General features: G+C 40.1%; 22 protein-coding genes and 3 tRNA genes. 7 read left to right on the top strand and 18 right to left on the bottom strand.

Going from position 1 to position 25696, the window contains the following annotated elements; all coding sequences use genetic code 11:
• Positions 1 to 5 precede the first annotated feature (5 nt).
• The 4 genes from H6A61_RS06190 (at position 6) to H6A61_RS06175 (ending at position 3954) form a co-directional block, all read left to right on the top strand.
• Positions 6 to 1241 carry a sodium ion-translocating decarboxylase subunit beta gene (locus tag H6A61_RS06190; RefSeq protein ID WP_204392119.1) on the top strand — a complete coding sequence of 412 codons (1236 nt, stop codon included), beginning with the start codon at positions 6 to 8 and terminating at the stop codon, positions 1239 to 1241.
• Between the two features lie 128 nt (positions 1242 to 1369).
• On the top strand, positions 1370 to 2227 hold the full coding sequence (locus tag H6A61_RS06185) for an enoyl-ACP reductase FabI (RefSeq protein ID WP_154043928.1): 858 nt from the start codon (positions 1370 to 1372) through the stop codon (positions 2225 to 2227).
• A gap of 10 nt (positions 2228 to 2237) precedes the next feature.
• Positions 2238 to 3233, top strand: a complete 996-nt coding sequence (locus H6A61_RS06180) for a gliding motility lipoprotein GldB (protein WP_154043927.1) — start codon at positions 2238 to 2240, stop codon at positions 3231 to 3233.
• A 16-nt stretch (positions 3234 to 3249) separates the two neighbouring features.
• A complete protein-coding gene (locus tag H6A61_RS06175; RefSeq protein ID WP_204392117.1) occupies positions 3250 to 3954 on the top strand; it encodes an SAM-dependent methyltransferase in 705 nt (234 codons plus the stop codon).
• On the opposite strand, the gene H6A61_RS06170 is transcribed toward H6A61_RS06175, so the two are convergent.
• From H6A61_RS06170 to H6A61_RS06085, 18 genes are all read right to left on the bottom strand, one after another.
• On the bottom strand, positions 3945 to 4928 hold the full coding sequence (locus H6A61_RS06170) for a hypothetical protein (RefSeq protein ID WP_204392115.1): 984 nt from the start codon (positions 4926 to 4928) through the stop codon (positions 3945 to 3947). The two genes, H6A61_RS06175 and H6A61_RS06170, sit on opposite strands and share 10 nt — an antisense overlap.
• Before the next feature lie 39 nt (positions 4929 to 4967).
• Positions 4968 to 5819, bottom strand: a complete 852-nt coding sequence (gene lipA, locus H6A61_RS06165; protein ID WP_204392113.1) for a lipoyl synthase — start codon at positions 5817 to 5819, stop codon at positions 4968 to 4970.
• 140 nt (positions 5820 to 5959) lie between these two features.
• Positions 5960 to 8134, bottom strand: a complete 2175-nt coding sequence (locus H6A61_RS06160) for a S9 family peptidase (protein ID WP_430746786.1) — start codon at positions 8132 to 8134, stop codon at positions 5960 to 5962.
• Positions 8135 to 8179: 45 nt separating this feature from the next.
• Positions 8180 to 9550 carry a TonB family protein gene (locus H6A61_RS06155; protein WP_204392109.1) on the bottom strand — a complete coding sequence of 457 codons (1371 nt, stop codon included), beginning with the start codon at positions 9548 to 9550 and terminating at the stop codon, positions 8180 to 8182.
• 116 nt (positions 9551 to 9666) lie between these two features.
• Complete coding sequence (locus H6A61_RS06150; RefSeq protein ID WP_204392107.1) at positions 9667 to 10932, bottom strand: ABC transporter permease; 1266 nt, start codon at positions 10930 to 10932, stop codon at positions 9667 to 9669.
• 14 nt (positions 10933 to 10946) lie between these two features.
• Complete coding sequence (locus tag H6A61_RS06145; RefSeq protein ID WP_204392105.1) at positions 10947 to 12119, bottom strand: ABC transporter permease; 1173 nt, start codon at positions 12117 to 12119, stop codon at positions 10947 to 10949.
• 9 nt (positions 12120 to 12128) lie between these two features.
• Positions 12129 to 13115: an HlyD family secretion protein gene (locus H6A61_RS06140; RefSeq protein WP_154043919.1), complete on the bottom strand. Its 987-nt coding sequence runs from the start codon at positions 13113 to 13115 to the stop codon at positions 12129 to 12131.
• 9 nt (positions 13116 to 13124) lie between these two features.
• Positions 13125 to 14588, bottom strand: a complete 1464-nt coding sequence (locus tag H6A61_RS06135) for a TolC family protein (RefSeq protein WP_204392103.1) — start codon at positions 14586 to 14588, stop codon at positions 13125 to 13127.
• A gap of 102 nt (positions 14589 to 14690) precedes the next feature.
• Positions 14691 to 16043: a S41 family peptidase gene (locus H6A61_RS06130; protein WP_204392101.1), complete on the bottom strand. Its 1353-nt coding sequence runs from the start codon at positions 16041 to 16043 to the stop codon at positions 14691 to 14693.
• Positions 16044 to 16062: 19 nt separating this feature from the next.
• The gene (locus H6A61_RS06125; protein WP_204392099.1) at positions 16063 to 16932 is read right to left on the bottom strand and encodes a hypothetical protein; all 870 of its coding nucleotides are present in this window, start codon (positions 16930 to 16932) and stop codon (positions 16063 to 16065) included.
• A gap of 89 nt (positions 16933 to 17021) precedes the next feature.
• Positions 17022 to 18722, bottom strand: a complete 1701-nt coding sequence (locus H6A61_RS06120) for a fimbrillin family protein (protein ID WP_204392097.1) — start codon at positions 18720 to 18722, stop codon at positions 17022 to 17024.
• Positions 18723 to 18882: 160 nt separating this feature from the next.
• Complete coding sequence (gene gdhA, locus H6A61_RS06115; protein WP_204392095.1) at positions 18883 to 20220, bottom strand: NADP-specific glutamate dehydrogenase; 1338 nt, start codon at positions 20218 to 20220, stop codon at positions 18883 to 18885.
• A gap of 309 nt (positions 20221 to 20529) precedes the next feature.
• Entirely contained in the window at positions 20530 to 21543 is a 1014-nt protein-coding gene (locus tag H6A61_RS06110; protein WP_204392093.1) for an FAD:protein FMN transferase, read from the bottom strand.
• A 16-nt stretch (positions 21544 to 21559) separates the two neighbouring features.
• Complete coding sequence (locus H6A61_RS06105; protein ID WP_154043912.1) at positions 21560 to 22126, bottom strand: manganese efflux pump MntP; 567 nt, start codon at positions 22124 to 22126, stop codon at positions 21560 to 21562.
• Positions 22127 to 22183: 57 nt separating this feature from the next.
• Positions 22184 to 22885, bottom strand: a complete 702-nt coding sequence (locus H6A61_RS06100; RefSeq protein ID WP_204392091.1) for a DUF6048 family protein — start codon at positions 22883 to 22885, stop codon at positions 22184 to 22186.
• Positions 22836 to 23384, bottom strand: a complete 549-nt coding sequence (locus H6A61_RS06095; protein ID WP_204392089.1) for a DUF6452 family protein — start codon at positions 23382 to 23384, stop codon at positions 22836 to 22838. The genes H6A61_RS06100 and H6A61_RS06095 overlap by 50 nt, the downstream gene beginning before the upstream one ends.
• 6 nt (positions 23385 to 23390) lie before the next feature.
• Complete coding sequence (locus H6A61_RS06090; RefSeq protein WP_204392087.1) at positions 23391 to 24341, bottom strand: glycosyltransferase family 2 protein; 951 nt, start codon at positions 24339 to 24341, stop codon at positions 23391 to 23393.
• 36 nt (positions 24342 to 24377) lie between these two features.
• Entirely contained in the window at positions 24378 to 24911 is a 534-nt protein-coding gene (locus H6A61_RS06085) for a DUF4199 domain-containing protein (RefSeq protein ID WP_204392085.1), read from the bottom strand.
• Between the two features lie 301 nt (positions 24912 to 25212).
• Between H6A61_RS06085 and H6A61_RS06080 the strand changes: the two genes are divergently transcribed.
• The 3 genes from H6A61_RS06080 (at position 25213) to H6A61_RS06070 (ending at position 25506) form a co-directional block, all read left to right on the top strand.
• A tRNA-Thr gene (locus H6A61_RS06080) sits at positions 25213 to 25286 on the top strand.
• A gap of 36 nt (positions 25287 to 25322) precedes the next feature.
• A tRNA-Thr gene (locus H6A61_RS06075) sits at positions 25323 to 25396 on the top strand.
• 36 nt (positions 25397 to 25432) lie between these two features.
• Positions 25433 to 25506: transfer RNA gene (locus tag H6A61_RS06070), tRNA-Thr, on the top strand.
• Positions 25507 to 25696 lie beyond the last annotated feature (190 nt).

The raw sequence follows: 25696 nt of genomic DNA, 5'->3' as shown, positions 1-25696 counted from the left end.
GATGTATGGAAGAGATTTTTGAACGATTATACGATATGACTGCGTTCAGCAATATCATTGCCGATCCGCGGTTTCTTATAATGTATGCCATAGCTTTCGTACTGCTTTATCTGGGTATAAAGAAACAGTACGAACCGCTGTTGCTTGTGCCGATAGCTTTCGGTGTGTTGCTTGCCAACTTCCCTGGAGGAGAGATGGGAGTGATACAGGCCGATGAGAACGGTATGGTGATGGTGAATGGCGTGATGAAGAATATATGGGAAATGCCTCTGCATGAGATAGCACACGAACTGGGACTGATGAACTTCATTTATTATATGCTCATCAAGACAGGTTTCCTTCCTCCGGTAATATTTATGGGTGTGGGTGCGCTGACCGACTTCGGTCCTATGCTACGTAACCTGCGTCTGTCTATTTTCGGTGCTGCTGCTCAGCTGGGTATTTTTGCAGTATTGCTTGTTGCCATAATGGTTGGCTTTACTCCTCAGGAAGCTGCTTCATTGGGTATAATAGGTGGAGCTGACGGTCCTACAGCGATATTTACTACTATCAAGCTGGCTCCTCATCTGCTTGGCCCTATAGCTATTGCGGCTTATTCATATATGGCTCTTGTTCCTGTAATCATACCATTGGTTGTAAGACTATGGTGCAGCAAGAAGGAACTCAGTATAAATATGAAAGAACAGGAGAAGAAATATCCTCCTACTATTGAAATAAAGAACATGCGTGTATTGAAGATAGTATTTCCGATTGCGGTTACTACTATAGTGGCATTGTTCGTGCCAAGCGCTGTTCCTTTGGTAGGTATGCTGATGTTTGGTAATCTTGTGAAGGAAATAGGTTCGAACACATCACGTCTGTTCGATGCTGCATCAAACAGTATAATGAATGCCGCAACCATTTTCCTTGGTATCTCGGTTGGTGCAACAATGACTACTGACGCTTTCCTGAACTGGACAACAATAGGTATCGTGATTGGAGGTTTCCTTGCTTTCGGTCTTTCAATATCAGGCGGTATTTTCTTTGTCAAGATCTATAATCTGTTTACAAAGAAGAAAATCAATCCGCTTATCGGTGCGACAGGGTTGAGTGCCGTGCCTATGGCGAGCCGTGTGGCAAACGAGATAGCATTGAAATATGATCCTAAAAACCACGTGTTGCAGTATTGTATGGCAAGTAATATCTCCGGAGTGATAGGTTCTGCAGTGGCTGCCGGTGTACTTATTTCTTTCCTTGGCTAAAATTCTTTAAGTGCGTTTGTTAAAGTTTTTTATAGCAAAACTGCACAATATTAAAGAAAAGTGAGCAAAAGTGGCATATATTGTAAATAAAGCAGTATATTTGCAGGCGTAATAACAAATTTAAATATATGAGTTATAATTTGCTTAAAGGAAAAAGGGGTATTATTTTTGGTGCCCTTAACGAACAGTCTATAGCATGGAAAGTTGCAGAGAAAGCTGTAGAAGAAGGTGCAATAATCACATTGTCAAATACTCCTGTAGCAGTACGTATGGGTGAAGTTTCTGCTTTGGCAGAAAAATTGAACTGTGAGGTTATACCTGCCGACGCAACAAGCGTTGAAGATCTTGAAAATGTCTTCAAGCGTTCTATGGAAGTATTGGGAGGAAAGATAGATTTTGTATTGCACTCTATCGGTATGTCTCCAAATGTTCGTAAAAAACGTACATACGATGACTTGGATTACGATATGTTGAGCAAGACTCTTGATATCTCGGCTGTTTCATTCCACAAAATGATTCAGTGTGCAAAAAAACTTGATGCCATAAATGAATATGGTTCAATCCTTGCATTGAGTTATGTTGCTGCTCAGCGTACATTCTACGGATATAACGATATGGCTGATGCCAAGGCTCTGCTTGAATCAATAGCACGTAGCTTCGGATATATTTATGGTCGTGAACATCATGTTCGTATCAACACTATTTCACAGTCGCCTACTATGACTACTGCGGGATCGGGTGTTAAGGGAATGGACAAATTGTTCGACTTTGCTAACCGTATGTCTCCTCTTGGCAATGCTTCTGCAGATGAATGTGCAGACTACTGTATCGTGATGTTCTCTGACTTGACTAAGAAGGTTACTATGCAGAACCTTTACCACGATGGTGGTTTCTCAAGTGTAGGTATGAGTCTTCGTGCAATGGCTACATACGAAAAGGGACTTGACGAATATAAAGATGAAAATGGTAACATTATCTACGGATAATTGATTTTTAATGCGAAACATTTTAATCATAATATTAAGTTTATTAGTGCTTTCTGCCTGTCGCGATGACAGGCAGGAAGACTTTTTTTTATCTGAAGGAAAGATAAAAATCCACAGATACGACAGATTGCAGTTTGAAGCTTCTGCGCTGAACAGCTTCACTTCGCTGCAAAAAATGAATATGGATTTCCCTCATGCGACAAAAATTCTTATCGAGGATGTTCTGGCACTGGGATCGGTGAATGATGAGAAAATAAACGACCGGTTATGTGCATATTATTCCGATACTTCTCTTGTAAATCTGATGCTTGATGTGGAAGATAAGTATAAGGACCTCGGTAGTTTTGAAAAAGAACTGACAAAAGCTTTTGTTAATCTGAAGAAGGAACTTCCGTCTATGACAGTGCCGGCAGTATATTCACAAATATCGGCATTGAACCAGTCTATAGTAGTATCTGACAGTCTTATAGGAATAAGCCTTGACAAGTATATGGGTGAAGATTATCCTATGTATAAGAAGTATTATTATAATTATCAGCGTAAATCAATGTCTCCCGACAGAATAGTGCCTGACTGTATTTCATTTTATCTGTTGGGGCTATATCCTTTCCCATGGGAGAAAGACCACCGCTCGCTGTTCGATATTATGATGTACAGGGGGAAGATTGCGTGGATTACTGAGAAAGTGCTTGGTGAGAGCGATTACGGAGCCCGTATATTGGGATATGATAAGGAACAATTGGCATGGTGTGAGAAGAATAAAAAATCGTTTATTGAGTGGGTGGAGAAATCAAGACACCTCGAAAGTACAGACCCAATGATTATCCGTGCCTATATACAGCCAACTCCAAATAAAATCCTTAAAGATGAAGTACCGCCGATGATAGGTGTCTGGATGGGAATGCAGTATATAAATGCATATATGAAGAAAAATCCGGATGTAACGATAGAGAAGCTTCTGGAAGATACTGATTATGAAGGAATGTTGATGGACATTGATATTTAGTATTCAAGTAGAAAATATGGAGACAGCATTATATTTATTACCGGTAACGTTGGGAGATACATCTGTTGAGAAGGTTCTGCCGGTATATAACAAGGAAATTATCAGTGGAATAAAATACTTTATAGTCGAAGACGTTCGTTCGGCACGAAGATTTCTGAAGAAAGTGAATCATTCTATCGTTATTGATGATTTGACATTCTTTACACTGAACAAACATACTTCTCCCGAAGATATTTCAGGCTTTCTGAAACCTTTGGCTGAAGGAAATTCCATGGGGGTAATATCTGAGGCTGGTTGTCCTGCAGTTGCCGATCCGGGAGCCGATGTGGTGGCGATAGCACAGCGCAAGAACTATAAGGTGGTTCCGTTAGTCGGTCCTTCTTCCATAATACTTTCGGTTATGGCATCAGGGTTTAACGGTCAGAGTTTTGCGTTTCATGGATATTTGCCTATTGATGCCAATGAGAGGATTAAAAGGCTTAAAGAACTTGAAAACAGAGTATATTCGGAAAATCAGACACAATTGTTTATAGAAACTCCATACAGAAACAATAAGATGATGGAGGATATAATGAAAGCTTGTCGTCCGCAGACAAAGTTGTGTATAGCAGCTAATATTACATGCGAAGGGGAATATATCAAGACTCGTACTTTGAAGGAATGGCACGGGAAACTGCCTGACTTGTCAAAGATTCCGTGTATATTCCTTATTTACAAATAAAATTCTTTCCATAAGCTGGCAGCGTCTTTAAGATGTTCCAGCTCTTTTTTTATGGATTTGTTCAGTTGGTGCTGACCGTTTTCCATATCTTCGAACTTGAAGAACTTTCCTTCAAGTCTTATGTCGCTTTCAGCTTTTAAGGGCAGTATGAATAAAAGAATGTTATTGCATATTCCGCATGAGCATTCTTCGCTATACTGTAATATAAGTCGTGGCTGAATGTTTTTTCCAGTAAATCTCTTGGCTGTTTTGGTGGCATACTTTATGCAGTCTTCTACTGTACCTTCAAGGTTTCTTTCAATAGGAAGGTCCCACATTTGTGATGGCATGTTTTTGTTAGAGAGCAGGAGCTTTCCGTTACATACTGGTGCTATGCGTATTATGTTTTGTTTTGACAGATCGATTTTTGCCACAAAATGTATTCCCAATGTATTTATAATAAGACAAATAATGTATATCGACACAGGAATGACATTTATCATGAAGAAGCGTCCCTCCGGACTCCAGTCGTGATTCAGTGTCTTTATTATATACAGAATTATGAGGTGAACCGATGAAAGAACAATGATTATTTTTGTCTCGAACTTGTATGAAAAGCATATCCTTATGCCTAGTTTGCTGACAATGTCCTTATATAATTCGGGGGCAGTGTGATAAATGAAAGCAAATGCCATCAGAGAGAACTCTACGGTAGGAGTGATGGTATTGAGAGGTACATATTTATATCCCCAAAACAATCTGAGAACAAAACATGTACCTATACCTAATGTACCAAGCAGGAGAAAGAAATTCAGGTCTTTCATCCTGATAATGTTGTATGTAAGCATTATCAGGCTTAACAGCAGTCCCACACCTAGCATTTCAGTGTTGGGAAAGAAATGCAGACCTATTAATGTGATTATGATTGGTAAAAGTCCTATTGATACGATTTTGTTTCTTAGATTCATGCCCATATTCTGTTTGTTCTCTTTCATTATATATCAAAGTTTCAACAAACAAAATACCGTGATTGTTCACTTGTGGATGATATGTTTTTCCGCATGATATGATGAACGTACCAGTGGACCGCTTTCTACAGTCTTGAATCCCTTGTTTTCTCCTATTATTCTATACTCTTCGAACTGTTCCGGTGTGACATATTCCGCTACAGGATAGTGCTTATGCGAAGGCTGCAGGTATTGGCCTATTGTCAGTATCTTGCATCCTGCTTCAAGCAAGTCGTCCATAGTTTCCAGAACTTCTTCCTTAGTCTCACCAAGTCCTACCATTATTCCTGATTTTGCTGTAATTCCGCTTTCCGAAATTAGTTTTATTACGTTGAGACTTGTGTCATATTTTGCTACGCTTCTTACCAGCGGACTGATTCTCCTTACGGTCTCCATGTTGTGTGACAGGATATCAGGTCTTGCCTCTATTACCTGACTTACCAGTTCCGGTTTACCCTGGAAGTCCGGTATCAGAGCTTCGATAGTAGTTTCTGGATTGACTTCTTTTATCTTCTTCAGTGTCTTTGCCCAGTGTGATGCTCCAAGGTCTTCAAGGTCGTCTCTGTCAACTGATGTGATAACTGCGTGGTTGAGTTTCATTAGTTTTATTGATTCTGCCACGTTTGCCGGTTCGTTTTCATCGAGTGGGAGAGGCTTACCTGTGCATGTATTGCAGAATTTGCATGAACGCGTACATATGGCTCCGCAAATCATGAATGTAGCCGTACCTTTGCCCCAGCATTCGCCCATATTGGGACAGCGGCCGCTGCTGCATATAGTGTGAAGTTTATGTGTATCTACAATTTTTTTTGTTTCTGCATATCTGGCATTGGCTCCGATACTTATCTTTAGCCATTCCGGTTTTCTGATGTGTGTCATAGTATGTTTGTTTATAGGTAGGCTATTATTTATAAGTTACAAGTTGACGAGTTAACGAGTTGACAAGGTTTCCATTAAGTTATAAACCTTGTCAACTTGTCAACCGGAGCCTTGTCAACTTTGGAGTTGAGCCTGCGAAACTACAGATTGTTGATAAAGAATTCACTTACTCTGGTCATAAGGTGATGTCTGGTATTACCACCGAATATGCTGTGATTACGGTTTGTGTAAACCTGCATATCAAACTGTTTGCCGGCCTGTACAAGTGCTTCCGCATATTCTGCACAGTTCTGATAGTGGACATTGTCATCGGCGGTACCATGGATAAGCAACAGGTTACCTTTCAGGTTTTTGGCTCTGCTGGTAGCCGAACCTGCTTCGTATCCTTCACCGTTTTCTTTAGGAGTACGCATGAATCTTTCTGTATATACAGTGTCGTAGTATTTCCAGCATGAAGGTGCTGCTATGGCAACTCCGGCTTTGAAAGCTCCACTTCCGTCACTCATTGACATAAGTGTGTTATAGCCACCGAAGCTCCATCCCCAGATACCGATTCTCTTTCCGTCAACGTATGGCAGTGAACTAAGGTATTTGGCTGTTTCAACCTGGTCTTCCGACTCTTTCACACCAAGATACATATATGTACATTTTTCGAATTCAGCTCCGCGTCCGCCTGTTCCGCGTCCGTCAACACATACCATGATGTAGCCTTTGTCGCACATATATGCTTCGAACATACCTCCGTCGCTGAAACTTCCGATGCCCCATTTGTCTAGTACCTGTTGTGAACCAGGACCGCTGTACTGGTGCATGATTACCGGATATTTCTTGCTTGGGTTGAAGTTTACAGGTTTCATTATCCAGCCGTTCAGTTCCGTTCCGTTGCTTGTCTTGAAAGTAAAGAATTCTTTCTGTGGCAAGTTCAGCGATTTGGTCTGTTCTTTAAGCTCCTTATTATCGAGCAGAGTTACAATTTCTTTTCCCTTATTGTTGTTGATGGTGATAAGGGTAGGAGTAGTCATGTTTGAGAAAGTATTTATGAAATATTCCATATTGCTGCTGAAGATGGCATTGTTTGTACCTTCTCTCTTCGAAAGCTTTGTAACTTCTCCTTTTTTGTTGACCTTGAATATGGCAGTTCTAAGAGGGCTGTTGTCGTATCCTCTATAGTAGAATTCATTTGTATTCTGATTCCATCCTAAGAAGTCTGTCACTTCGTACTTTCCTTTTGTAATCTGTCTTACAAGGTTACCGCCTATGGTGTAAAGATACAGATGATTGAATCCGTCTCTTTCGCTCATCATCACTATATTGTCTGTAAAGAACTCCATATTTGCATATGCAGGCTCCTTGATGTATTGCTCTGCCTCGTCACGAATAGTCAGTTTGCAGATTCCGCTTCTAGGATTAGCCATATACATGTCGAATCTGTTCTGATGGCGGTTAAGAGTCATTATAGCCAGTTTTTCCGGATCGGATGTGAACTTGATGCGAGGAATATATCCGTCTTCATCAAGCGGCAAGTCCATTTTTCTTGTAACCTTGCTCTTGATGTCAAAAGTATGTACTGTGACTTTAGAGTTTACTTCTCCGGCTTTAGGGTATTTGTATTCGTAAGCTCCCGGATAGTATTCGTATTCGCTTTTTTCAGGTGCCATGCCTTTATACCAAGGGAAAGAGAACTGTTTTACCAGACTTTCATCAAATCTGATGTATGCAATCATTTTGCTGTCGGCGCTGAACTCGAATGCTCTGTTGAAGCCGAATTCTTCTTCATAAACCCAGTCTGGGATGCCGTTAAGAACTTTGTTGTATTCTCCGTCCTTTGTCACCTGCGATTCACTGTTTCCGAAAAGAAGTTTCACAAGATATATGTTATTGTTTCTTACGAATGCTATCTGGAAACCGTCCGGTGAGAAAAGAGGAACCTGTTGTGGACCGTTCTTTGACAGAGGTTCCATCTTGTTGTTCTTTACGTTGTAGATATAATATTCGGCTGTAAACGAGCGTCTGTATATAGGCTTCGTTTCTGTCTGTATAAGGATTAGCTTTTCATCGGGCGACATAATATAGTCGTCGAACGATTTAAGACTGCAGTCGCGGGCTGTTGTTACGTCGAAAATTGTTCCGACTTCTTCTCCTGTCTTGAATGAGTACTTTACTATTCTTTTCTTGTCGGCGCTGATCTGAGTGTAATGTTCGCCGTCAAGCATTGGTCTGAGACCGTAAATATTCTTTGCACGGTATGTTCCGTTAGCAACATCTTTTAGAGTTACCTTTTCTGCATGAATGCCGAATGTCAATCCGACAATCATTAGCAATAGTGCGAATAATCTTTTCATGCGTAAATAAATTTAATGTTATAGTTCTTCTTTTTGTTCTATTCCTATTTTGTCTTTATTCTCTATTTCCGTAGAGTTCTGTTGCGGTAATTTTTTTATTTCTTTGTTTTCCTTTATCTCTTCATCCTTTTTTTCTTCCTTATCCTTTATGCCGAACAGCCATCTGAAGAATCTGACGAAGGCATTCCTTTTCTTTACTTTAGTAGTATTGCCTGTAGCAGTATCCTCTTTATCAGTAAGCTTCGTAGAAATTATTGAATCATTTCTTATTGAGTCGTTCGCTATTATAGTACTGTCATTCAAGAGTTTGTTCTTTATGATACTGTCGCTAAGAATACTGTCCTGAATCAAAGTGTCAGGTCTCAATATAGTACTGTCATTTAATGTGACGAGACTGTCACCGGCAATTTCCTTTATCGGATTATTCTCTATTACTACCGGTTTAGGTACAGGTATCTTGAATGCAATAGGTACTGAATATTTGCATCTTACCTTTACACCATGGTCAGAAGCAGGTGTCCATCTTGGCATGCCTTTAATCAGGTTCATGGCAACTGAGTCAAGCGATGCTTCCAGTCTTCTGACTACTTTGGGGCTTGTAATATCACCGTTTTTCTCTACGACAAACTGCATTACTACCACACCTTCAATCTTGTTTCTTTTTGCTTCTTCAGGATATTTCAGATTACGGTCTATGTATCTCTTGAAGTATTTCATTCCTCCGGGATATTCAGGCATTGTTTCTACGCTGGAATAAATCTTTTCACCGCTTTTCTTTCGCATCACAATAGGATATGCATCTTTCTGATTCATGAGGAACGGACTTACGGTCATAGAAATGTTTTCCATTCCGTCGGCTCTGATTATTATGTAATGATTGAAGTCGGCATCAATGGAGAACAGACCTATCTCGTCGGTCGTAGCATATCTTCCTGTTCCCTGTATGCTTACAGTTGCTCCCGTAATAGGTTCGCCGTCCTCGGTTGTTACTATTCCTTCAATATTGAAGGTGCTGTTTTCCTGTTTGAATCTTAATATATCTTCCTTTGTGTCTATACAGAAATTCAGTACTGTGTTTTCTTCATCCAGGGTAAATGTTTTCTCAGGGTTCTTGGTATCTTCGTTCAGATAGATGTTTGCTGTTCGTTTATAGTTCTTTGGAATTTCATATTCGAAATTGATAATTCCGCATGAATCAACTTTATAAACTTCGCTTCTTCCTGTTATTTTTAGAAAAATTTTTGTCTGAGGTTCACCTATGGAGTTCTTAACCTCCACCTTGAATTTAGTTTTTCCGTTATCATTGATACTGCTTATAATAGGATTTGCATTTGTCCTGATAACTGTCAATAATATTATGCTTGTTATATAAAGGTTAATTCTTCTCATTGATTTCATTTAAATAAAAAAGCTTTGCAAACGTTTTTAAAACCATTTGCAAAGCTAATAGTATTCTCTCTTATAAGTATAAGATGAATTGTTAATAATGATGAACTTATTGTCTGTTATTGTGTAATAACAGTCTTTTTCTTCAGACGGAAATATTTTCTCACTTTTCTGAGTTTCTCTTCCACGTGCTTGTGGCTTATCTGTATTTGTCGGCGATAAACGATACAGGTCGTTATGAAATATATACCTGTTTGTAGCCACAATGCTCTGAATTCAGTAAGTACGTCGGGCAGTGTAGCTCCCATACTGTTGATTCTTACGAATCCGTTTATACCGAATGTAGAAGGGAATATCCAGGATACTACCTTCCAAAAATCAGGTATTGCAGCTCCCGGCCATGAAATACCGGAGATGAACAACAGTGGTACTGAGGTAAATACATATATCATCATACACGATTCTCTGTGATGGATGAATATGGAGCATGTCATTGCAAAGAAAATACATGCCGACAGATACGGGAGGATGAACAGAAGCAATGTCGTCGGATTCGGAATCTGTACAAGGCTGAACATTCTGGGGACTACACACAGCACGTATGCCGACACTATGGCATAAATAAGGAAGTAAGCCAAAGATTTACCAAGCACAATTCGCAATGTACCGTTGTACTTTCTGCTTAAAGGTACAAGATCCTGAAATTTGTTCGTTTCTCTTGCCGTTCCCGCCGACAGGCCTATACCAAGCAATAAAGTTTGCTGTATAACCAGTATAAGTACGGCAGGAATAAGGAAACTGGCAAAGCCGTCCTGTGGATTGAACAATGATATATCTTCGTATTCAATGGGAGCTGTGCCTATTTCGTCCTGGCGTGCGGTTGTATTTCCCATTCGTTCGATTTTTATATCCTTGTTCATGTCAAGCGATACGTTTGTTGTAGCCATCAGCAGAGATTTGTAATAGAGCAAACCACTCATATCGCTGAAAATGCTTACCGAAGCCTGTTTCCCCTGTGAGATATTGCGGGCAAATTCTTCGGGGATGTATATTATTCCATATACCCTTCCTTCTTCGATAAGATTCTGTGCTTCCTCCATGTCGGCACAATAGGATTGCACCTTGATGTCAGGAGTGGCATCTACCATTCGTATAAACTCCCTGCTCAAGGATGAACGGCTGTTGTCAACCACGGCTGCAGGAACGTCTCTTACAACTTCTTGTGTATATATAAAGGCATAGACCAGAGGGTATGCCAATGGAACAAGAATGAAGAATATCAGAACACCCTGGTCCTTGAATACATTCCTCAGTTCTCTGGCACAGATGTGGAATAGACTTGAGAATCCCTGACGGACAATATTTTTAAATGATTGATGTTTCATAATTTAAAATAGTATTAAGGGAGATACTCGTATGTCTCCATAATAAGTCTTAGCTTCTTCAGTACAAAGAAAGGTAAGAGCAGAAACAGCATAAGTGCCACAACGGAATGCCATGCATAAATTATTGGATATCCGTTCAAAGCCTGGTTTACGTATAGCAGGAAGTAGTGCCTCAATGGGAAAAGATTGCTTAGAGCCTGAAGGGTAGGGTGCATTGCCATTACAGGGAATGTGAAGCCTGAAATGGAGAATGACAACACTCCCCACAGTGATGCGGCGCTCAGAGCAAGACGCATCGAACCGAACAATCCATAGAAGAAAATACCTACAGCCTGCGATGCCAGTACCAGCAATAATCCGGCCAATATCATAGGTAGGATACCTCCATGACATGGGAAATGCATAAATCCGTACAGGTAGATATTATGGAACGTAGCCATGATGAAGAACACCAGAGTCTGAGGAAGAATCTTTCCTACCAGAGCCGTAACAATAGAATTGTCGGCAAGTGCCATCAGATCTTTTCCTGTATTTTCCTTTATCTCCGTTCCTAAAGTATATGCTGTTGTCATGAATATCAATAGCATAAGCACACCCGGGAAAAGAGTGTTACACAGGTAAATGGAGTAATTCAGCCACGGATTGTTTATGGCATGTGTATCTATGACAATGGGTTGCAGAAATGCCATTGCCTGATCCTCTGTTGCTCCTTTGGCATAGAGAGTGGCTCTTCCTACTGCTCCACCTGCAAGCTCGGACATTGTCCTCATATCCCTGTAAATCAGTGATCCTGCAATGAGATATGAATAGTTTGCATAGAACGAAACCTTAGGCTGTCTGCTGGCTAGTGTTTCCTCTGTTGTTCCTTCAGGAATGTAGTAGAAAGCATATATATCGCCTTTTTGTACGGCTCTGCGAGCTTCAGCCACACTGGTGTAATGCGCCACTATTTTTGTCTGCTGGAATGCATCCAGATTTCTGATTATGTTTCTTGTGGTAGATGTGTTGTCGAGGTCCACCACCCCGGCAGGCAAGTCTGTCGGCAGTCCGTTACTCATCAGAGTAGCGAAAAACACATAACAGAGCAGGGGTGCAATAATCATACAAAACAGATACATCGGTTTTGTAGCGATACGAAGCACCTCGCGCCTCATTATTTTTATAAGTTTATAGGCGGTATTCGACATATTCCTTTATTATTTTTCAATTATGGCAGACATTCCTGGACGCAAGTTCTCTACAGTATCTACAGCTTTTGCTCTAACTTCAAAAGTCTTGAGGTCGAACTGTCCTGTAGTTTTTGTAGCTTTCCATGCTGCGTAGCTTCCCAGGTCTTTCATATAGTAAACCTTTAGTACGGCATCTTTTTCAAGAGCAGGAATGTAAGCCTTTATTTCTCCACCTACTGTGAAGTCTTTAAGCAAATCCTCTCTTACGTTGAATGTAAGCCACATATCGTCAAGCTGTGCCACATTCATAATAGGAGCGCCAGTACCTACCAGTTCGCCCACTTTAGGGAAAATTTCTGTCACTTCACCGTCTGCCGATGCTACAAGATAAGTCTCGTTTATATAAGAAGATACTTCTGCTACGGCACCTTTTGCACGTTCCACCTGAGCGGCAGCCATCGCCTTATCTTCAGCTTGAGCTCCGTTCTTTGCCATTGTATATTGTGCATTTGCAGCCTTTTCTGTGGCTTTCATTGCTTCGTACTGAGCTTTAGCCTCGTCTCTTTTCTGTTCTGAGATAACTCCCTGCTCATACAGATTGTTAACTCTTTTATATGATTTCTCGGCTATTTCCAGACCTGCTTTAGCTTTTTGCCACATCTCGAAGGCAGCCTGAAGCTGTTCGGCACGAGTTCCTCTGTTTGCTTTCTGGTTCATTGCCAGTGCAGCCTGTTCTGCAGCCTGAGCCTGCATCAGTTTGGCCATCACATCCGGTGCCTCAAGTATGGCAAGTGTGTCGCCGGCTTTTACCTGATCGCCTTCTGTTACGAAGTATTTCAAAATACGTCCCGGTACCTTGCTTGAAACCCTGTATTCAGTAGCTTCAGCCTGTCCCTGTATGATTTCAGGACCTTTACCAAGAGTGAAGAATCCAATAACGCTAACGATGACTATAGCAGCCACCAATGTGAAAAATGCCAGCAAAACGTTGCTGTGTTGTGATTTATCAGCCATATCTTTTTATTATTTTAAAGTTCCCATTGATTTTAGTAAATACAGTTCGCTCATTTTCATGTCTATCTGAGCGTCTATTTTGCCCGATTGTGCAGAAAGCCATGCTGTTTGTGCCTCAAGCACGTTGCTTGTAGGTATCACGCCTTCCTTGAAGCCAAGGGTCGCGAAACGAAGGTTTTCTTCAGCCTTGTCCATGTTCTGTTCTGCCATGTGAAGCTGTTTTGTAGCTTCGTTCACCTTATATGAGCTTTGTGTTACCTGAAGTTCCACTTTTTCCTTTACATCTTCAAGCTGGTATCTTGCAATGTTTGCTTCAGCTTTTGCAGCTCTGACTTTATAGATACCTTCTCCCCAGTGGAACACAGGAACTTTCAATACTACTCCTGCAGCCCAGAAACCTCTGAATTTGTTTTCGAAACCGTTGACAAGTGAAGGATTTGTTACTGCATAGTTTGCTGTAAGGGCAAGTGAAGGAAGGAATTCCGAACGTACCACGTTAACTTTCTGTCTGTATATCTGCGATGCCAGTTCAAGGCTTTTAAGCTCATGTCTGTTGGCTAAAGCAGTGTTTACATTACTTTCGGTATATAAATTAGGAAGTGTAAGGTTGTCCATATTTTCATCTTCCAGAGAAATATCTGTATCAAGAGGCAAACCGCATATCTGGCATAAAACCATCTTCGAAAGGCTCAGTCCGTTTTCCACTTTCAATAGAGTCACTTCAGCCTCGTTCTTCTTAACCTTGACACTCAGTCCGTCTGCTTTTGTGGCAACACCTTCGGCTATCATCTTGTCTATATCAGAATCAAGAGTTTCAAGCAGTTTGAGGTAGCTTTCGGCCAGTTTCTTTTTGTTGACCAGAGATACAACCTGCCAATAAGCCTTGTCTGTATTCAGGATAAGGTCTTCCATGCCGGTGGCGTGTTGCATCTGTGCAAGCTGTTCCGCATATTTTGTAATTTTGTTGTAAGCGATGATTTTTCCGCCCATGAACAATGGTTGGGTCAGGGTAGCGGCACCGGCAAACATGTTTCGTGTGTCTGTGCGGAAAGCGTCAACAAGTCCTTGACCTACTCCGTTAAGTCCGGCTGTAAGCCCTGGTATCATGCCTTGAAGCGGTTCCAATAGCGAAGCCAATATAGGATTTGATGCGGCAATCTGCTGGAATTGTTGTTGCAGTTGTGCTCCTGTTGCAGTACCGATGTTACTGATTGAATTTTTCTGCTCGTCGCTGAGCAATGAAATCTCTTTTTGCGTACGCATGTAGGTTGCCATGATGTCGAACTTGGGCAGATAGTTCGTAAATGCAGCCTTTTTGTTATAGTGGGCGGCATTTATTTTCTCCTGTGCTATACGCAGTTCCTTGTTATTCTGGATAGCAAGGTTTCTGCAACTGTCCAGTGACAGGATGCGTTGGCTGAAACCGTTTATAGTAATTCCGGCCAATAGGATAATGCTAAGAAATCTTTTCATACCAAATGAAATGTTTTTATTGTTTGGTTGTTTATGCAACATTGCAAATATATGCCTTAATAACAAATAAACAAAGGATATTGTTGAAAAGATTTCTATTTTTTATTTTATGATTGCCGATTTAGGTTTCAGGTCGATTGAATTATTAAAACGAAGTTTCTCATCAAGACTTCTTGATGCAGCATCCGGAGTCTCTGTTGTTGGGAAGCTTCCGGTTTCTATATGTTTTATTATAGGTATCATAAGTGAGTCCTGAGCTGTTCCCAACTCTCCTAATTCACCCTTGAAATTTTCTGCTTTTTCATAATCCGGCTTCAGACCACTAGTGTAATAATCGCTGAAATCTTCTGCATTGCTCAGCAGGCTGTTTGTCATCCAGAATTCTAGCATCGGGGCTTTCGCTTCGTCTGTATAGAGTTGTTGTGCAACGTTTTTTCCAAAAGTTGCAGTGCCAACCTGTATGAGTCTTCCGGCCATATATGGTCTCAGACAGTTAATCACTATTTCCGAAGCTGAAGCAGTGTTGCTTGATGTTATTACATATAAGTTTTTGTAATTTACGGGTGAACCGTTAGCCAATAATGACTGTTCGAAGTTCAGGATATCGGTCTGGTTAATCTTATCGTTATGTGTCATTTTAAGGAAGACATTTCCCATAGCTTCCTGAGGTGCAAGATTGGTGGAAACCAATTGTGCAATATTTACATATCCTCCCGGATTGTATCTCAAATCGAGGATAATATCATCTACTGATTGACCTGCTATATCTTTGAACAGTAGCTTCAGATTTTCAGCATCATTGTTTCCGAATTCGTTATACATTATATATGCAACCCTTTTCCCGCCAATTTCCATTATATCGGACTTGTAGATGTTTTTGTTTTCTACAATTCTGGGTGATGGCATTTGTACCGTCTGCAATGTGTCGAATCCTCTTTCATTCAATTTGCCCATAGTGAACAGATACGCTTCTTTGGGCGATGTGATATAAAAAAGGTCAGAACTGTTTATCTTCTTATTATTGGCAGCTATAATAAGGTCGCCTCTTTTTAATCCGACTTCTTCTGCTGGCGAATTTTCTTGGGTGTAGAGTACTCGTATTCCGTAAGAACCATTCTCGGCTCTTACCATTGTACCTTCGAAACCGAAAGTAGGGGTTGTGGATGTGCTTCTTGTGGTAACGAAAACAGAATCTATGTGTGAGAATGTGGCTCCTGATTTTTTGTCTTTTGAAGAAACCATTGAACTGAGGAACTCACTCGGCTTTTTAAAGAAATTGAGTGAATTCTTGTCTGGTATGTCCTGATAGTAGAGATATTCCTGCTGCATGGTTTCGTACATCCATGTCTGAGTTGTAATAAGCGCGTAATATTCTCCCGAACGGTCTTCACCGCATGAAGAAACAAGGGCGGATATAGCAAGTCCGCCCATTATTCCAGATATAATATTTTTCATCTTATACATTCTGTCGTGATTATTTAAGAGTAAACGAACCTTGTCCAATCATGTTGCCATCTGCAAAGACATATACTTTATATGTACCTGACGGCATGAATTCTTCTACATCCCAATATAATGTAACAGTCTGTTCCTCACCTGTATATTCTATCATTTTCTTCATAGAATACGAAATGTTTCTGTCTTCGTATGGAAAAGTGTTCGAATCGCTTTTAGTCAGAACTTCATTATCAGGTTTGGCTATTCTTACATATACAGTTTTATTTCCGGTTTTAGCTGTAATGTTCTTTACAATAGTGAATGATACTGCAAGTTTTTTTACGTCCTTGGCTTTTCTTGCTTCACGGTTGCGTTTGTTAAGCGGCTCTGTCACTATGTTTGTGGCGTCAAGCTGTGATGCCAATGTAACTTTTTCGTTCAGAGATTCTTTTTCTTTCGACAGGGTTGAAATCTGTCTTGTTGCTGCGCTATATTTACTTTTTACTTCTTTATTTTCTTCCTGTAGGGCTGCATTGATTTTGTTTAGAGAGTCTATTTGCATAACATAGCTTCTCAATACAGCTCTTACGGTTTTAAGTTCCTTTTTCAGCCTCATTATTTCAGCGGCATTGCTTGTCTTTACCTGGCGAAGTTCTTCAAGTAACCTTTGTGTCTTTAGCTTTTCGCTTTCCAGCTTTTCTCTGAGTGAGTCATTGTTTATCTGTATTTGCAATTCGTCATACTGTGTTGCAAAAGTACTGTACTCGTTTTCCATTTCCATTTTTTCTATGGCAAACAGTTCGGACATTTCTTTGTTTTGCTGCATCTGATGGATTGCAAAGAATGATACACCAGCTACAATAATAGCTAGAATTACTATGATTATTAGAGACTTATTCTTATTCATAATTTTATTTATTGGTAATATGCCGCAAAAATACAATAATTATGTCAAGATGTATGGTTTTGGTCTCCAAAAAAAACATAATATAGTCTCTATTCGAATATTACCTTCTCTGAAGGGTCTGTTTTCCATTTGCGGAAGGTGAATTGCGAATATTTTGATTTGTTATCTTCAATCCATAGGTTTAAACTATCTACAATATTATTATATTCTTCTTGAGTGTCTGAATAAAATACGGCTTTTTTTAATGCTGTTCCGCTTTTGTGATCTTCATGTATTGTTTTCCCTTTATATTCTTTAGGTAGAATACAGTTGTAATAATGTCCGGGATCGTTTCTATGGCAAATGCCATAATATCCATTTTTATATTCAGACACAAATATGTTATATAATCTCATTGTATTGTTAACACAAATCGTAGAGGCATTACTTGTTATTGCATTTTTGTTTATGTTATTGTTTATTTTGCAGTTTAAGATATTCCCATTGTTTTGATATACAAAAATACCTAGTAAGCCATTGTTGTATTCTAATTGCAAATTTGATATGCTACTGTTTATAATCGAACCTGTATTGATAACTGAGAAGCCTGCATAGCTTTTTTGTTTTTCCTGATACATATTTATGATTCCATTAGTAACGTGGCAGTTGTCTATAGTTCCGGCATTCATTCCCACGAACAAGCATCCTGTACTGTAAGAATTATATTCAGGTAAACTAAATTTACAGTTGTTTATGGTTAAATCTTTTATGTATCCGTTTTTTTTATTTTCTCCAAATAGACCAAGGTTTACAATGTCTTCTTGATTTATTTTCAGATTTGATAATGTGTGATTGTTCCCGTTGAATGTATAATTGAATTCTTTTATAATGGAAATTTTTCCCGCCTCCTCATCCGTGAAACTCAAGTCATTGTATAAATTGAATATTTTTTTGCCGTTTATCTCTGTATAGAAATCTTCAAGTTTTTTCCCTTCATATTCTGTTTCACCATTTATAAGATGAGTGAACGCTATGAAGTCTTTTGTAGTATAAATGCCGTTTCCTTTGTTTTTGCTTACATTACATATGTATTCATACCCTCTTTCGAAAATGTCCTCATTTATAATCACTTCTTTGGACATTATGTTGTTACTCTCTATCTTAAACGACAGGCTCATTCCATTCATAGCAGGTATGAAGAATTCATATTTACAATTATCGTTTTTATCGAAAGTAAAACTTCCGCTGTTATTCTCTGTCGTTGTGTATTCACATGTCTTAAGATTGATACTGTTTACTCTTTGAGGTATGTTTACGTGAACTTTTTTAATCGTATCGTTTAGTCCCTTCTCAATGTTTATAATGAATTTTGCAAAAATATGATTGAAACTTAAACTTATTTGTTCTCCGGCTTTAACGCTGTTTCTGTAGCATACAACATCTTTCAGCTCGCCATTCTCGTAATAAAGATCTTCGCTGCTGTGAATTATCGGATAATATGCTGTAATGTTGGCGTCTCCGTCATCAATATACCAATTGTCGTCTTTTAAGCCGCTCCATTTTCCATCAGTATAATATAGTGTGTCTCCGTTGGCTTTAACCCCTCCTTCACTGAAGAATAGTATGGAACCGTCTTCGGGTATATAGCTGACAGTTGATGCTCTGGAATTAATGTCTTTGAAACCGGACATGGAATTTCCGGTAATTGTAACTAGTTGAGTTTCTTTAAGATTGTTCTCTGTGAAGTTTTCTTTTGTACATGCTGCCAATATTAATATTGTAATGGCCGATAGTAAAGTGCTTGTTTTCATTGTTATAAAATTAGATGTATATATAACAGTCAGGTTATAACAATGGTCCATTATATGGAATAAAAAAACGCTGCCATACCTTCTCAGGCGGGCAGCGCAAGCTACAATACAAAATACAAATACAACTAAACGAGATATCTTAAATCATAAAGATTTAATTCTAAACTATTCCTTGAGCCATCATTGCATGAGCTACTTTCATGAAGCCTGCAATGTTAGCACCCTTCACATAATTTATATATCCATCAGGTTCAGTTCCGTACTTGACGCACTGTTCGTGGATATTATGCATTATATGATGAAGCTTTTCGTCAACTTCTTGTGCGCTCCAGCTCAGATGCATTGCGTTCTGGCTCATTTCAAGACCTGATGTTGCAACACCACCTGCATTTACTGCTTTACCAGGTGCATACATTATCTTATTTTCGATGAATGCATCTATTGCTTCAGGCGTACAACCCATGTTTGAAATTTCTCCGACGCAAAGTACGGAATTTTTTATCAAATTTCCAGCATCTTCGCCATTTAATTCGTTCTGAGTTGCGCAAGGAAGTGCAATATCTACCTTAACTTCCCATGGACGACGTCCCGGAACGAATTTTGAACCAGGGAATTTTTCAGCATAAGGTTCAACTATATCGTTGCCCGAAGCACGAAGTTCAAGCATATAGTCAATCTTTTCGCCACTTATTCCGTCTGGATCATATATATAACCGTCAGGTCCTGAAATAGTCACAACCTTTGCTCCCAACTGTGTAGCTTTGGTCGCAGCTCCCCATGCCACGTTTCCAAAACCTGAGATGGCTACTGTCTTGCCTTTAATGTCTATACCTTTCTTGTCCAACATATGTTTTACGAAGTACAGACCACCGAAACCTGTTGCTTCAGGACGGATCAGTGAACCGCCGAATTCAAGTCCCTTACCTGTGAAAGTACCTGTAAATTCGTGAGTCAATTTCTTGTACATACCAAACATATAGCCAACTTCTCTGCCGCCAACACCTATATCGCCTGCAGGTACGTCCATGTCAGGACCAAGGTGACGCCACAATTCAAGCATGAATGCCTGGCAGAAACGCATTATTTCCGCATCACTCTTTCCGCGAGGTGAGAAGTCGGAACCACCTTTACCGCCACCCATTGGCAATGTTGTGAGGGCATTCTTGAAAGTCTGTTCGAATCCAAGGAATTTAAGGATTGAAAGATTTACTGATGCGTGGAAACGGATACCGCCTTTATAAGGGCCTATGGCGTTGTTGAACTGTACTCTATAACCGATGTTAACCTGTACCTTGCCTTTGTCATCAACCCAAGGTACACGGAAAGTTATTATTCTGTCCGGTTCAACCAAACGTTCTATCAATGATACTTTTTCGAATTCAGGATGTTGGTTATAAACATCTTCGATAGAGAGTAATACTTCTTTTACTGCTTGCAAATACTCCAATTCACCGGGATGCTTAGCTTCCAGTGAAGCCATGATTTGGTTGATATTCATAATTCAAAATATTAAGGTCTGACAAAATGAAATGTTTTGTATATGCAAAGTTATGAAATTATATGTATTGGCAAAATCTTCCGGCGTGTTTTTGTGTGAAATAATGATAAAAAGTAAGTATGCTTTAAAAAGTCGGTCTAGTGATGAATTGATTTTAGAGAGTGTTAGGAAAAATTTAAGCACGCAGAAAGCGGAACACGTTCGTGTTACGCCCGCGACACGTAGGTGTTACACGCGTTACACGTTCGTGTTCCGCTCGTTACACGTACGTGTAACGCTAATTGAAACTAAACTTTTTTTATTGAAATATTATTTTTTTCTGATAAATCTCTTCATTCCCTCAGTGTAGAACACACGTGTAGAGTCCTTATCATCCGAGTATATGAAATATGCGTCAATTTCCGGGTGTGCGTTGCAGATGGCAACAGCGGAGTCCAAACCAAGAACCATGAATGCTGTAGCATAGGCGTCTGCTGTAGCACAGTTCTTTGCTACTACAGTCGATGACAGAATATTGTGCTGTACTGGGTATCCCGTACGAGGGTTGATGGTGTGGGCATATTTCTTTCCGTCCTTATAGTAGAAGTTGCGATAGTTTCCAGATGTGGCAAGTCCGGCATTTGTTATTTCAATAACCGTCTGAAGTTCCTGGTTTACAGACAGGGAGTCATCTATAGGTTTGTTTATTCCTATTCTCCACGGATTCATTTTCGGATTCTTGCCTTTCAGGACAAGTTCGCCGCCTATGTCTATCATGTAGTTTTCCACTCCTTTGCTGTCGAGCAGGCGTGCCACATGATCCACTCCATAACCTTTTGCTATGGCGCTGCAGTCAAGCATAGTCCTGCTGTCCTGCTTTATTATCTTTCCGTCTTTCAGTGAAATCTTTTCGAAACCGACAAACTGGCGCAGTGAGTCTATCGTCTCGCGGCTTACGTTCGTTGAACTGTTGAACCCAAATCCCCATGCGTTGACCAGAGGAGCTACAGTTATGTCAAAAGCTCCGTCAGTTTCTTCTGATATTCTTTTTGCCAGCGTATAGACGTCTGTCAGAAGACTGTCGGCAGTCATATCGGTATTATTGTTTATTTTTGTAATGACAGAAGACTTGTTGAATGGTGATAGTGAGTTGTCAACTTCTTTCAATGCAGCTTCAATCTCCGGTTTCAGGTTGTCGGCATGCTGATATGTTATCTTATACACTGTGCCGAACACTAGTCCCTGGTCGGTGTGAAACGGTGGCTGTTTCTTCAATATGAGTACTGTTCCCACTATTAGCAGAACGAGGAATGGTATCTGCCATTTCAATGATTTATTGTTCATGTCTTTTATTTGTTTTTTATGATAAATGTTCGATAAGTATTTTTACTCCTATGCATATCAGTACCAGTCCTCCGAATATCTCCATTCTGAGATTGAATCTTTTGCCGAAGAACACACCGATGAGGCTGCCTATTACTGATATCACGAAAGATGCTACGCCTATGGCTGCTAGCGGATATGCCAATGAGCTTAGTGTGCTGAATCCGGTAAAGGCGAATGATATGCCTACTGCCAGTGCGTCTATACTTGTGGCAACAGCCAATGTGAGGATGACTTTTAGTTTGCTTGGGTTGAAACTTTCGGATTCTTCATCACTGAAGTATTCCTTTATCATTCTTACGCCAAGAAATGTCAGGAGTCCGAATGCTATCCAATGGTCGTATGCCTCTATGTAGTGATGAAAGCCTTTTGCTCCCAACCATCCAAAGAATGGCATCATAGCCTGAAAGAAGCCGAAGAAGAAGCCCATTTTGAGAAATGTTTTCCACTCAACCTTATGTAGTATTATACCGCTTGCCACTGAAACGGTGAAACAGTCGATGGCGAGGCTTATCGCCAGAAGCCATATTTCAATTACGCTCATATATTTTATATTTGACAAAATAACAAAAGGACATAAAGGTTTTGTTATGTCCTTATATTAAAACGGAAGATTATACATCAGATGATAGGATAGTGTAAATCCTGTTCCTGCATTTTCACCGTATCCAGGTATGTACCAGGGTTCCGTGTTAGGGTATTTGGTGTAGCTGAGGCGTTTTTTGTATCTGACGCTCCACCCCATACAGAAACCTTTGTAAATTCTGACTTTCATTCCGCCTACCAGTTCCAGCCAGTGGGCTGTGGTGTTTACACCATGATATGAGAACGGCACTTGTATTTGTCCGCCATAATTAGGGTCGGTCATTGTCGGTCCGTCCACATCGTAAACGAATGATGAAAATCCGTATCTGATTCCACCGTATAGAAATCCGGGCAGATGAGGCTTGTTGTAAAAGAAGTTATAGTCGGCTCCTATCTTGAAAAATGGAGCAGCCGTCTTGTATCGTATATCGGTGGCATCGCTTATTGTGTTCACTTTACCGTATCCCACCTCTAAAACAGGCAGAAAACGGTTCAGGAGATTAGCTTGAAGCATTACTTCGCTGCTAAGGATGTCGCTGCCCAATACATAGTTGCCCAGACCGGCCACTTCTACACCTATGGTGGTTCCCTGATACAGTTTTACGTTTTCTGTCTTTTCCTTGTCCTTTTTATTTTGTGCGAAAGCATACATCGGACATATCAGCAGACTACTGAGTATCAGAAACTGTAAAATATATCCTGAAGTTTTCTTTCTCATAATTGTCAATGTTTGCATTTATTGTTACTATGGAGTCTATCCCGTTGCTGTGTGTCACTTCCGTTGCTTCGTGAAACATCATTGTACCGCAATCGACACTCATAAAATATGGTATATTGCGATGTTTTATTGTGATATAGTCCTGCTGTTCACCGTTGTAATTTATAATGAAAGTAGTTTGGTCAGCATAGCTCAAAGGCACTTTGAATGTGCTGAGGTTGCTTTCTTTGTTTATCAGTGTATCGTTTATTACTGAGTCTTTCACTATTCTTTCTATGATTTCACCATTTTCAAGAGTGTCATAAACCGTTACGTCGGTAGTTATCTGTCCTATAATACTTGTGGGGACTGTAGGTGCAACGGCTGTTCCGTGCTGGTTCACCATGGTGAATTTGGCGTATGCCATGGCATTGGGCGGACAGCTTTCACCTTCGCAACTGTTCAGGATAAATGTAGCAAGCAAGGTTATCGCTATAAATATTATTGGTAGTCTCTTCATCGTGTGTTAAAGTTCTTTTTCAATTTGATATTTGTTTCTTTCCGTGGAGTTTCTCGCTATAAGTTCTCCAAGGAAACCGGCTAAGAACAGCTGTGTACCCAATATCATAGTGGTCAGTGCAAGGAAGAAATACGGGTTATCCGTTACCAGACTGTATGGGTTGCCGGCATGCATGTTGTATATCTTCATAGCTCCTACTGCTATTACAGCCACAAATCCCAAGAAGAACATTATTGATCCCAGGAAACCGAATATATGCATTGGCTTGACTCCGAATTTAGACAGGAACCATAGGGAAATCAGGTCAAGGTATCCGTTTACAAATCTGTTTATTCCGAATTTCGTCTTTCCGTATTTGCGTGCCTGATGGTGTACCACTTTTTCGCCAATCTTGCTGAAACCTGCATTTTTTGCCAGATATGGTATGTAGCGGTGCATTTCGCCGTAAACCTCAATGTTCTTTATCACTTCGCGTCGGTATGCTTTCAGTCCGCAGTTGAAGTCATGCAGGTTCTTGATGCCGGACACTTTTCTGGCTGTAGCGTTGAACAGTTTTGTAGGTATTGTTTTCGAAAGCGGGTCGTATCTTTTCTGTTTCCATCCTGAAACCAGGTCGTATCCGTCTTCCGTAATCATTCTGTAGAGTTCCGGAATTTCATCTGGACTGTCCTGCAGGTCGGCATCCATGGTAATGACTACATCTCCTTCAGCTTTTTCGAAACCGCAGAACAGGGCAGGGGACTTACCGTAGTTACGGCGGAATTTTATACCTTTAATATTATCGTGCTTTTTGCTAAGATCTTCTATAACGTTCCACGAGTTGTCGGTACTACCGTCGTTTACAAAAATTATTTCATAGCTGAAACCATTTTCGTTCATTACTCGTTCTATCCATGCCTGAAGTTCCGGCAAGGATTCTTCTTCATTATATAAAGGAATTACTACTGATATGTCCATTTGGATATGTTTTTTTTATTTCTTGATTATTTTATTTTATGGATTCTTCTTTCTTCGCATTGCCAATAATGCTGTAGGAAGTGATAGCAGTGCTCCGTAGAATATGTTTTGGAATATTAATTGCATGGTAAGCTGGAGTGCAGACATTGATGCTATGGTTTCAAGATTTTGTATCAGCTGGTCTATGGAAGTCTCCAGGTCTCCGGTCAGAGTTGATTTCAGACTTTCCAGTTGTTCCATATATGTTCCTGCTAAATATCCGTTGTCTATGAACTGAAAATATATATAATGTGCCGCGGCTGTCAGCAGTGAAGCAAAGAAATACATGTATAGCGAGAATACCCATCCGCGCAGGAATGACAGCTCGCCGCAGCAGTAACGTTCTCTGTATTTACGTATATATATGTAGCCAAGTATTGGGACAAACAATGTCATGAAAATGAATAAAAGCTGCAGGAGTGGTATTTTGAAACCTATTGGCAGAAATGAGAATTTTATTATCCAGAATATTCCCATCATCGTACCGAAACGCATTGCATGTTCTTGTAGTGTCTTTGGTTTGTCTTCCATGTCTTTTCTATATATGTAATTATAGTGCAAAAGTAAGTTTTTTCGGCATAGGAAGTATATAAAACGAGGAAAAATCATCTTTTTATGGGAAAAACTTTATTTTTTTATCGAAGAATAGTTGCGTAATAAAAAAAAATGCCTACCTTTGCACCCGCAATCGAGAAACACCGATACGGTTTAAATCGAAAGCAGACATAACATGGGTAAGTCCCATACGGCCAGCTCCCTTCGAATCCTCCAGGGCTTGATCGCAGCAAAGGTAGTTGGTTGTAGCGGCGCGATATGGTAAGCTTACCCACCTGCCTCTTTAGCTCAGTTGGCCAGAGCACGTGATTTGTAATCTCGGGGTCGTTGGTTCGAATCCGACAAGAGGCTCGAAAAAACAAACATATTTGGAATATTATTCCCCTTGCCTCTTTAGCTCAGTTGGCCAGAGCACGTGATTTGTAATCTCGGGGTCGTTGGTTCGAATCCGACAAGAGGCTCAAAAAACAAACATATTTTGGAATATTATTCCCTTTGCCTCTTTAGCTCAGTTGGCCAGAGCACGTGATTTGTAATCTCGGGGTCGTTGGTTCGAATCCGACAAGAGGCTCAGAAAATCAGGTTGAATATTCAATCTGATTTTTTTGTTGTTATAAACGAAATGCCGTCCGGAAATCTTTTGGGATGTTCGGGGGACAGTAGAAATTTAGTGGGGATAACCATACAACTTAGCAATTCTGAAGAGAAAGAACTTTTTATCCGTTACTCCATGCAGATTGGCTCTGAATAGTTTGATTTTA

Origin of the sequence: Bacteroides caecigallinarum (genome assembly GCF_016901995.1) — a bacterium.
In the GTDB taxonomy this organism is placed as follows: Bacteria; Bacteroidota; Bacteroidia; order Bacteroidales; family Bacteroidaceae; genus Phocaeicola; species Phocaeicola cellulolyticus.
Note: the sequence above shows the minus strand (reverse complement) of the source record. Positions and strands in the feature narration are given on the sequence as shown.

Coding starts and splice junctions, on each gene's coding strand:
- gdhA (WP_204392095.1), bottom strand. CDS start 20,220: ATGAATATCAACCAAATCATGGCTTCACTGGAAGCTAAGCATCCCGGT.
- lipA (WP_204392113.1), bottom strand. CDS start 5,819: ATGACACACATCAGAAAACCGGAATGGCTAAAGATAAGTATCGGAGCC.
- H6A61_RS06145 (WP_204392105.1), bottom strand. CDS start 12,119: ATGTCGAATACCGCCTATAAACTTATAAAAATAATGAGGCGCGAGGTG.
- H6A61_RS06170 (WP_204392115.1), bottom strand. CDS start 4,928: ATGAAAGAGAACAAACAGAATATGGGCATGAATCTAAGAAACAAAATC.
- H6A61_RS06140 (WP_154043919.1), bottom strand. CDS start 13,115: ATGGCTGATAAATCACAACACAGCAACGTTTTGCTGGCATTTTTCACA.
- H6A61_RS06110 (WP_204392093.1), bottom strand. CDS start 21,543: ATGAACAATAAATCATTGAAATGGCAGATACCATTCCTCGTTCTGCTA.
- H6A61_RS06090 (WP_204392087.1), bottom strand. CDS start 24,341: ATGGACATATCAGTAGTAATTCCTTTATATAATGAAGAAGAATCCTTG.
- H6A61_RS06160 (WP_430746786.1), bottom strand. CDS start 8,134: ATGATTGTCGGATTGACATTCGGCATTCATGCAGAAAAGGTAACTCTA.
- H6A61_RS06105 (WP_154043912.1), bottom strand. CDS start 22,126: ATGAGCGTAATTGAAATATGGCTTCTGGCGATAAGCCTCGCCATCGAC.
- H6A61_RS06125 (WP_204392099.1), bottom strand. CDS start 16,932: ATGAATAAGAATAAGTCTCTAATAATCATAGTAATTCTAGCTATTATT.
- H6A61_RS06185 (WP_154043928.1), top strand. CDS start 1,370: ATGAGTTATAATTTGCTTAAAGGAAAAAGGGGTATTATTTTTGGTGCC.
- H6A61_RS06120 (WP_204392097.1), bottom strand. CDS start 18,722: ATGAAAACAAGCACTTTACTATCGGCCATTACAATATTAATATTGGCA.
- H6A61_RS06085 (WP_204392085.1), bottom strand. CDS start 24,911: ATGGAAGACAAACCAAAGACACTACAAGAACATGCAATGCGTTTCGGT.
- H6A61_RS06130 (WP_204392101.1), bottom strand. CDS start 16,043: ATGAAAAATATTATATCTGGAATAATGGGCGGACTTGCTATATCCGCC.
- H6A61_RS06095 (WP_204392089.1), bottom strand. CDS start 23,384: ATGAAGAGACTACCAATAATATTTATAGCGATAACCTTGCTTGCTACA.
- H6A61_RS06175 (WP_204392117.1), top strand. CDS start 3,250: ATGGAGACAGCATTATATTTATTACCGGTAACGTTGGGAGATACATCT.
- H6A61_RS06100 (WP_204392091.1), bottom strand. CDS start 22,885: ATGAGAAAGAAAACTTCAGGATATATTTTACAGTTTCTGATACTCAGT.
- H6A61_RS06150 (WP_204392107.1), bottom strand. CDS start 10,932: ATGAAACATCAATCATTTAAAAATATTGTCCGTCAGGGATTCTCAAGT.
- H6A61_RS06135 (WP_204392103.1), bottom strand. CDS start 14,588: ATGAAAAGATTTCTTAGCATTATCCTATTGGCCGGAATTACTATAAAC.
- H6A61_RS06180 (WP_154043927.1), top strand. CDS start 2,238: ATGCGAAACATTTTAATCATAATATTAAGTTTATTAGTGCTTTCTGCC.
- H6A61_RS06190 (WP_204392119.1), top strand. CDS start 6: ATGGAAGAGATTTTTGAACGATTATACGATATGACTGCGTTCAGCAAT.
- H6A61_RS06155 (WP_204392109.1), bottom strand. CDS start 9,550: ATGAGAAGAATTAACCTTTATATAACAAGCATAATATTATTGACAGTT.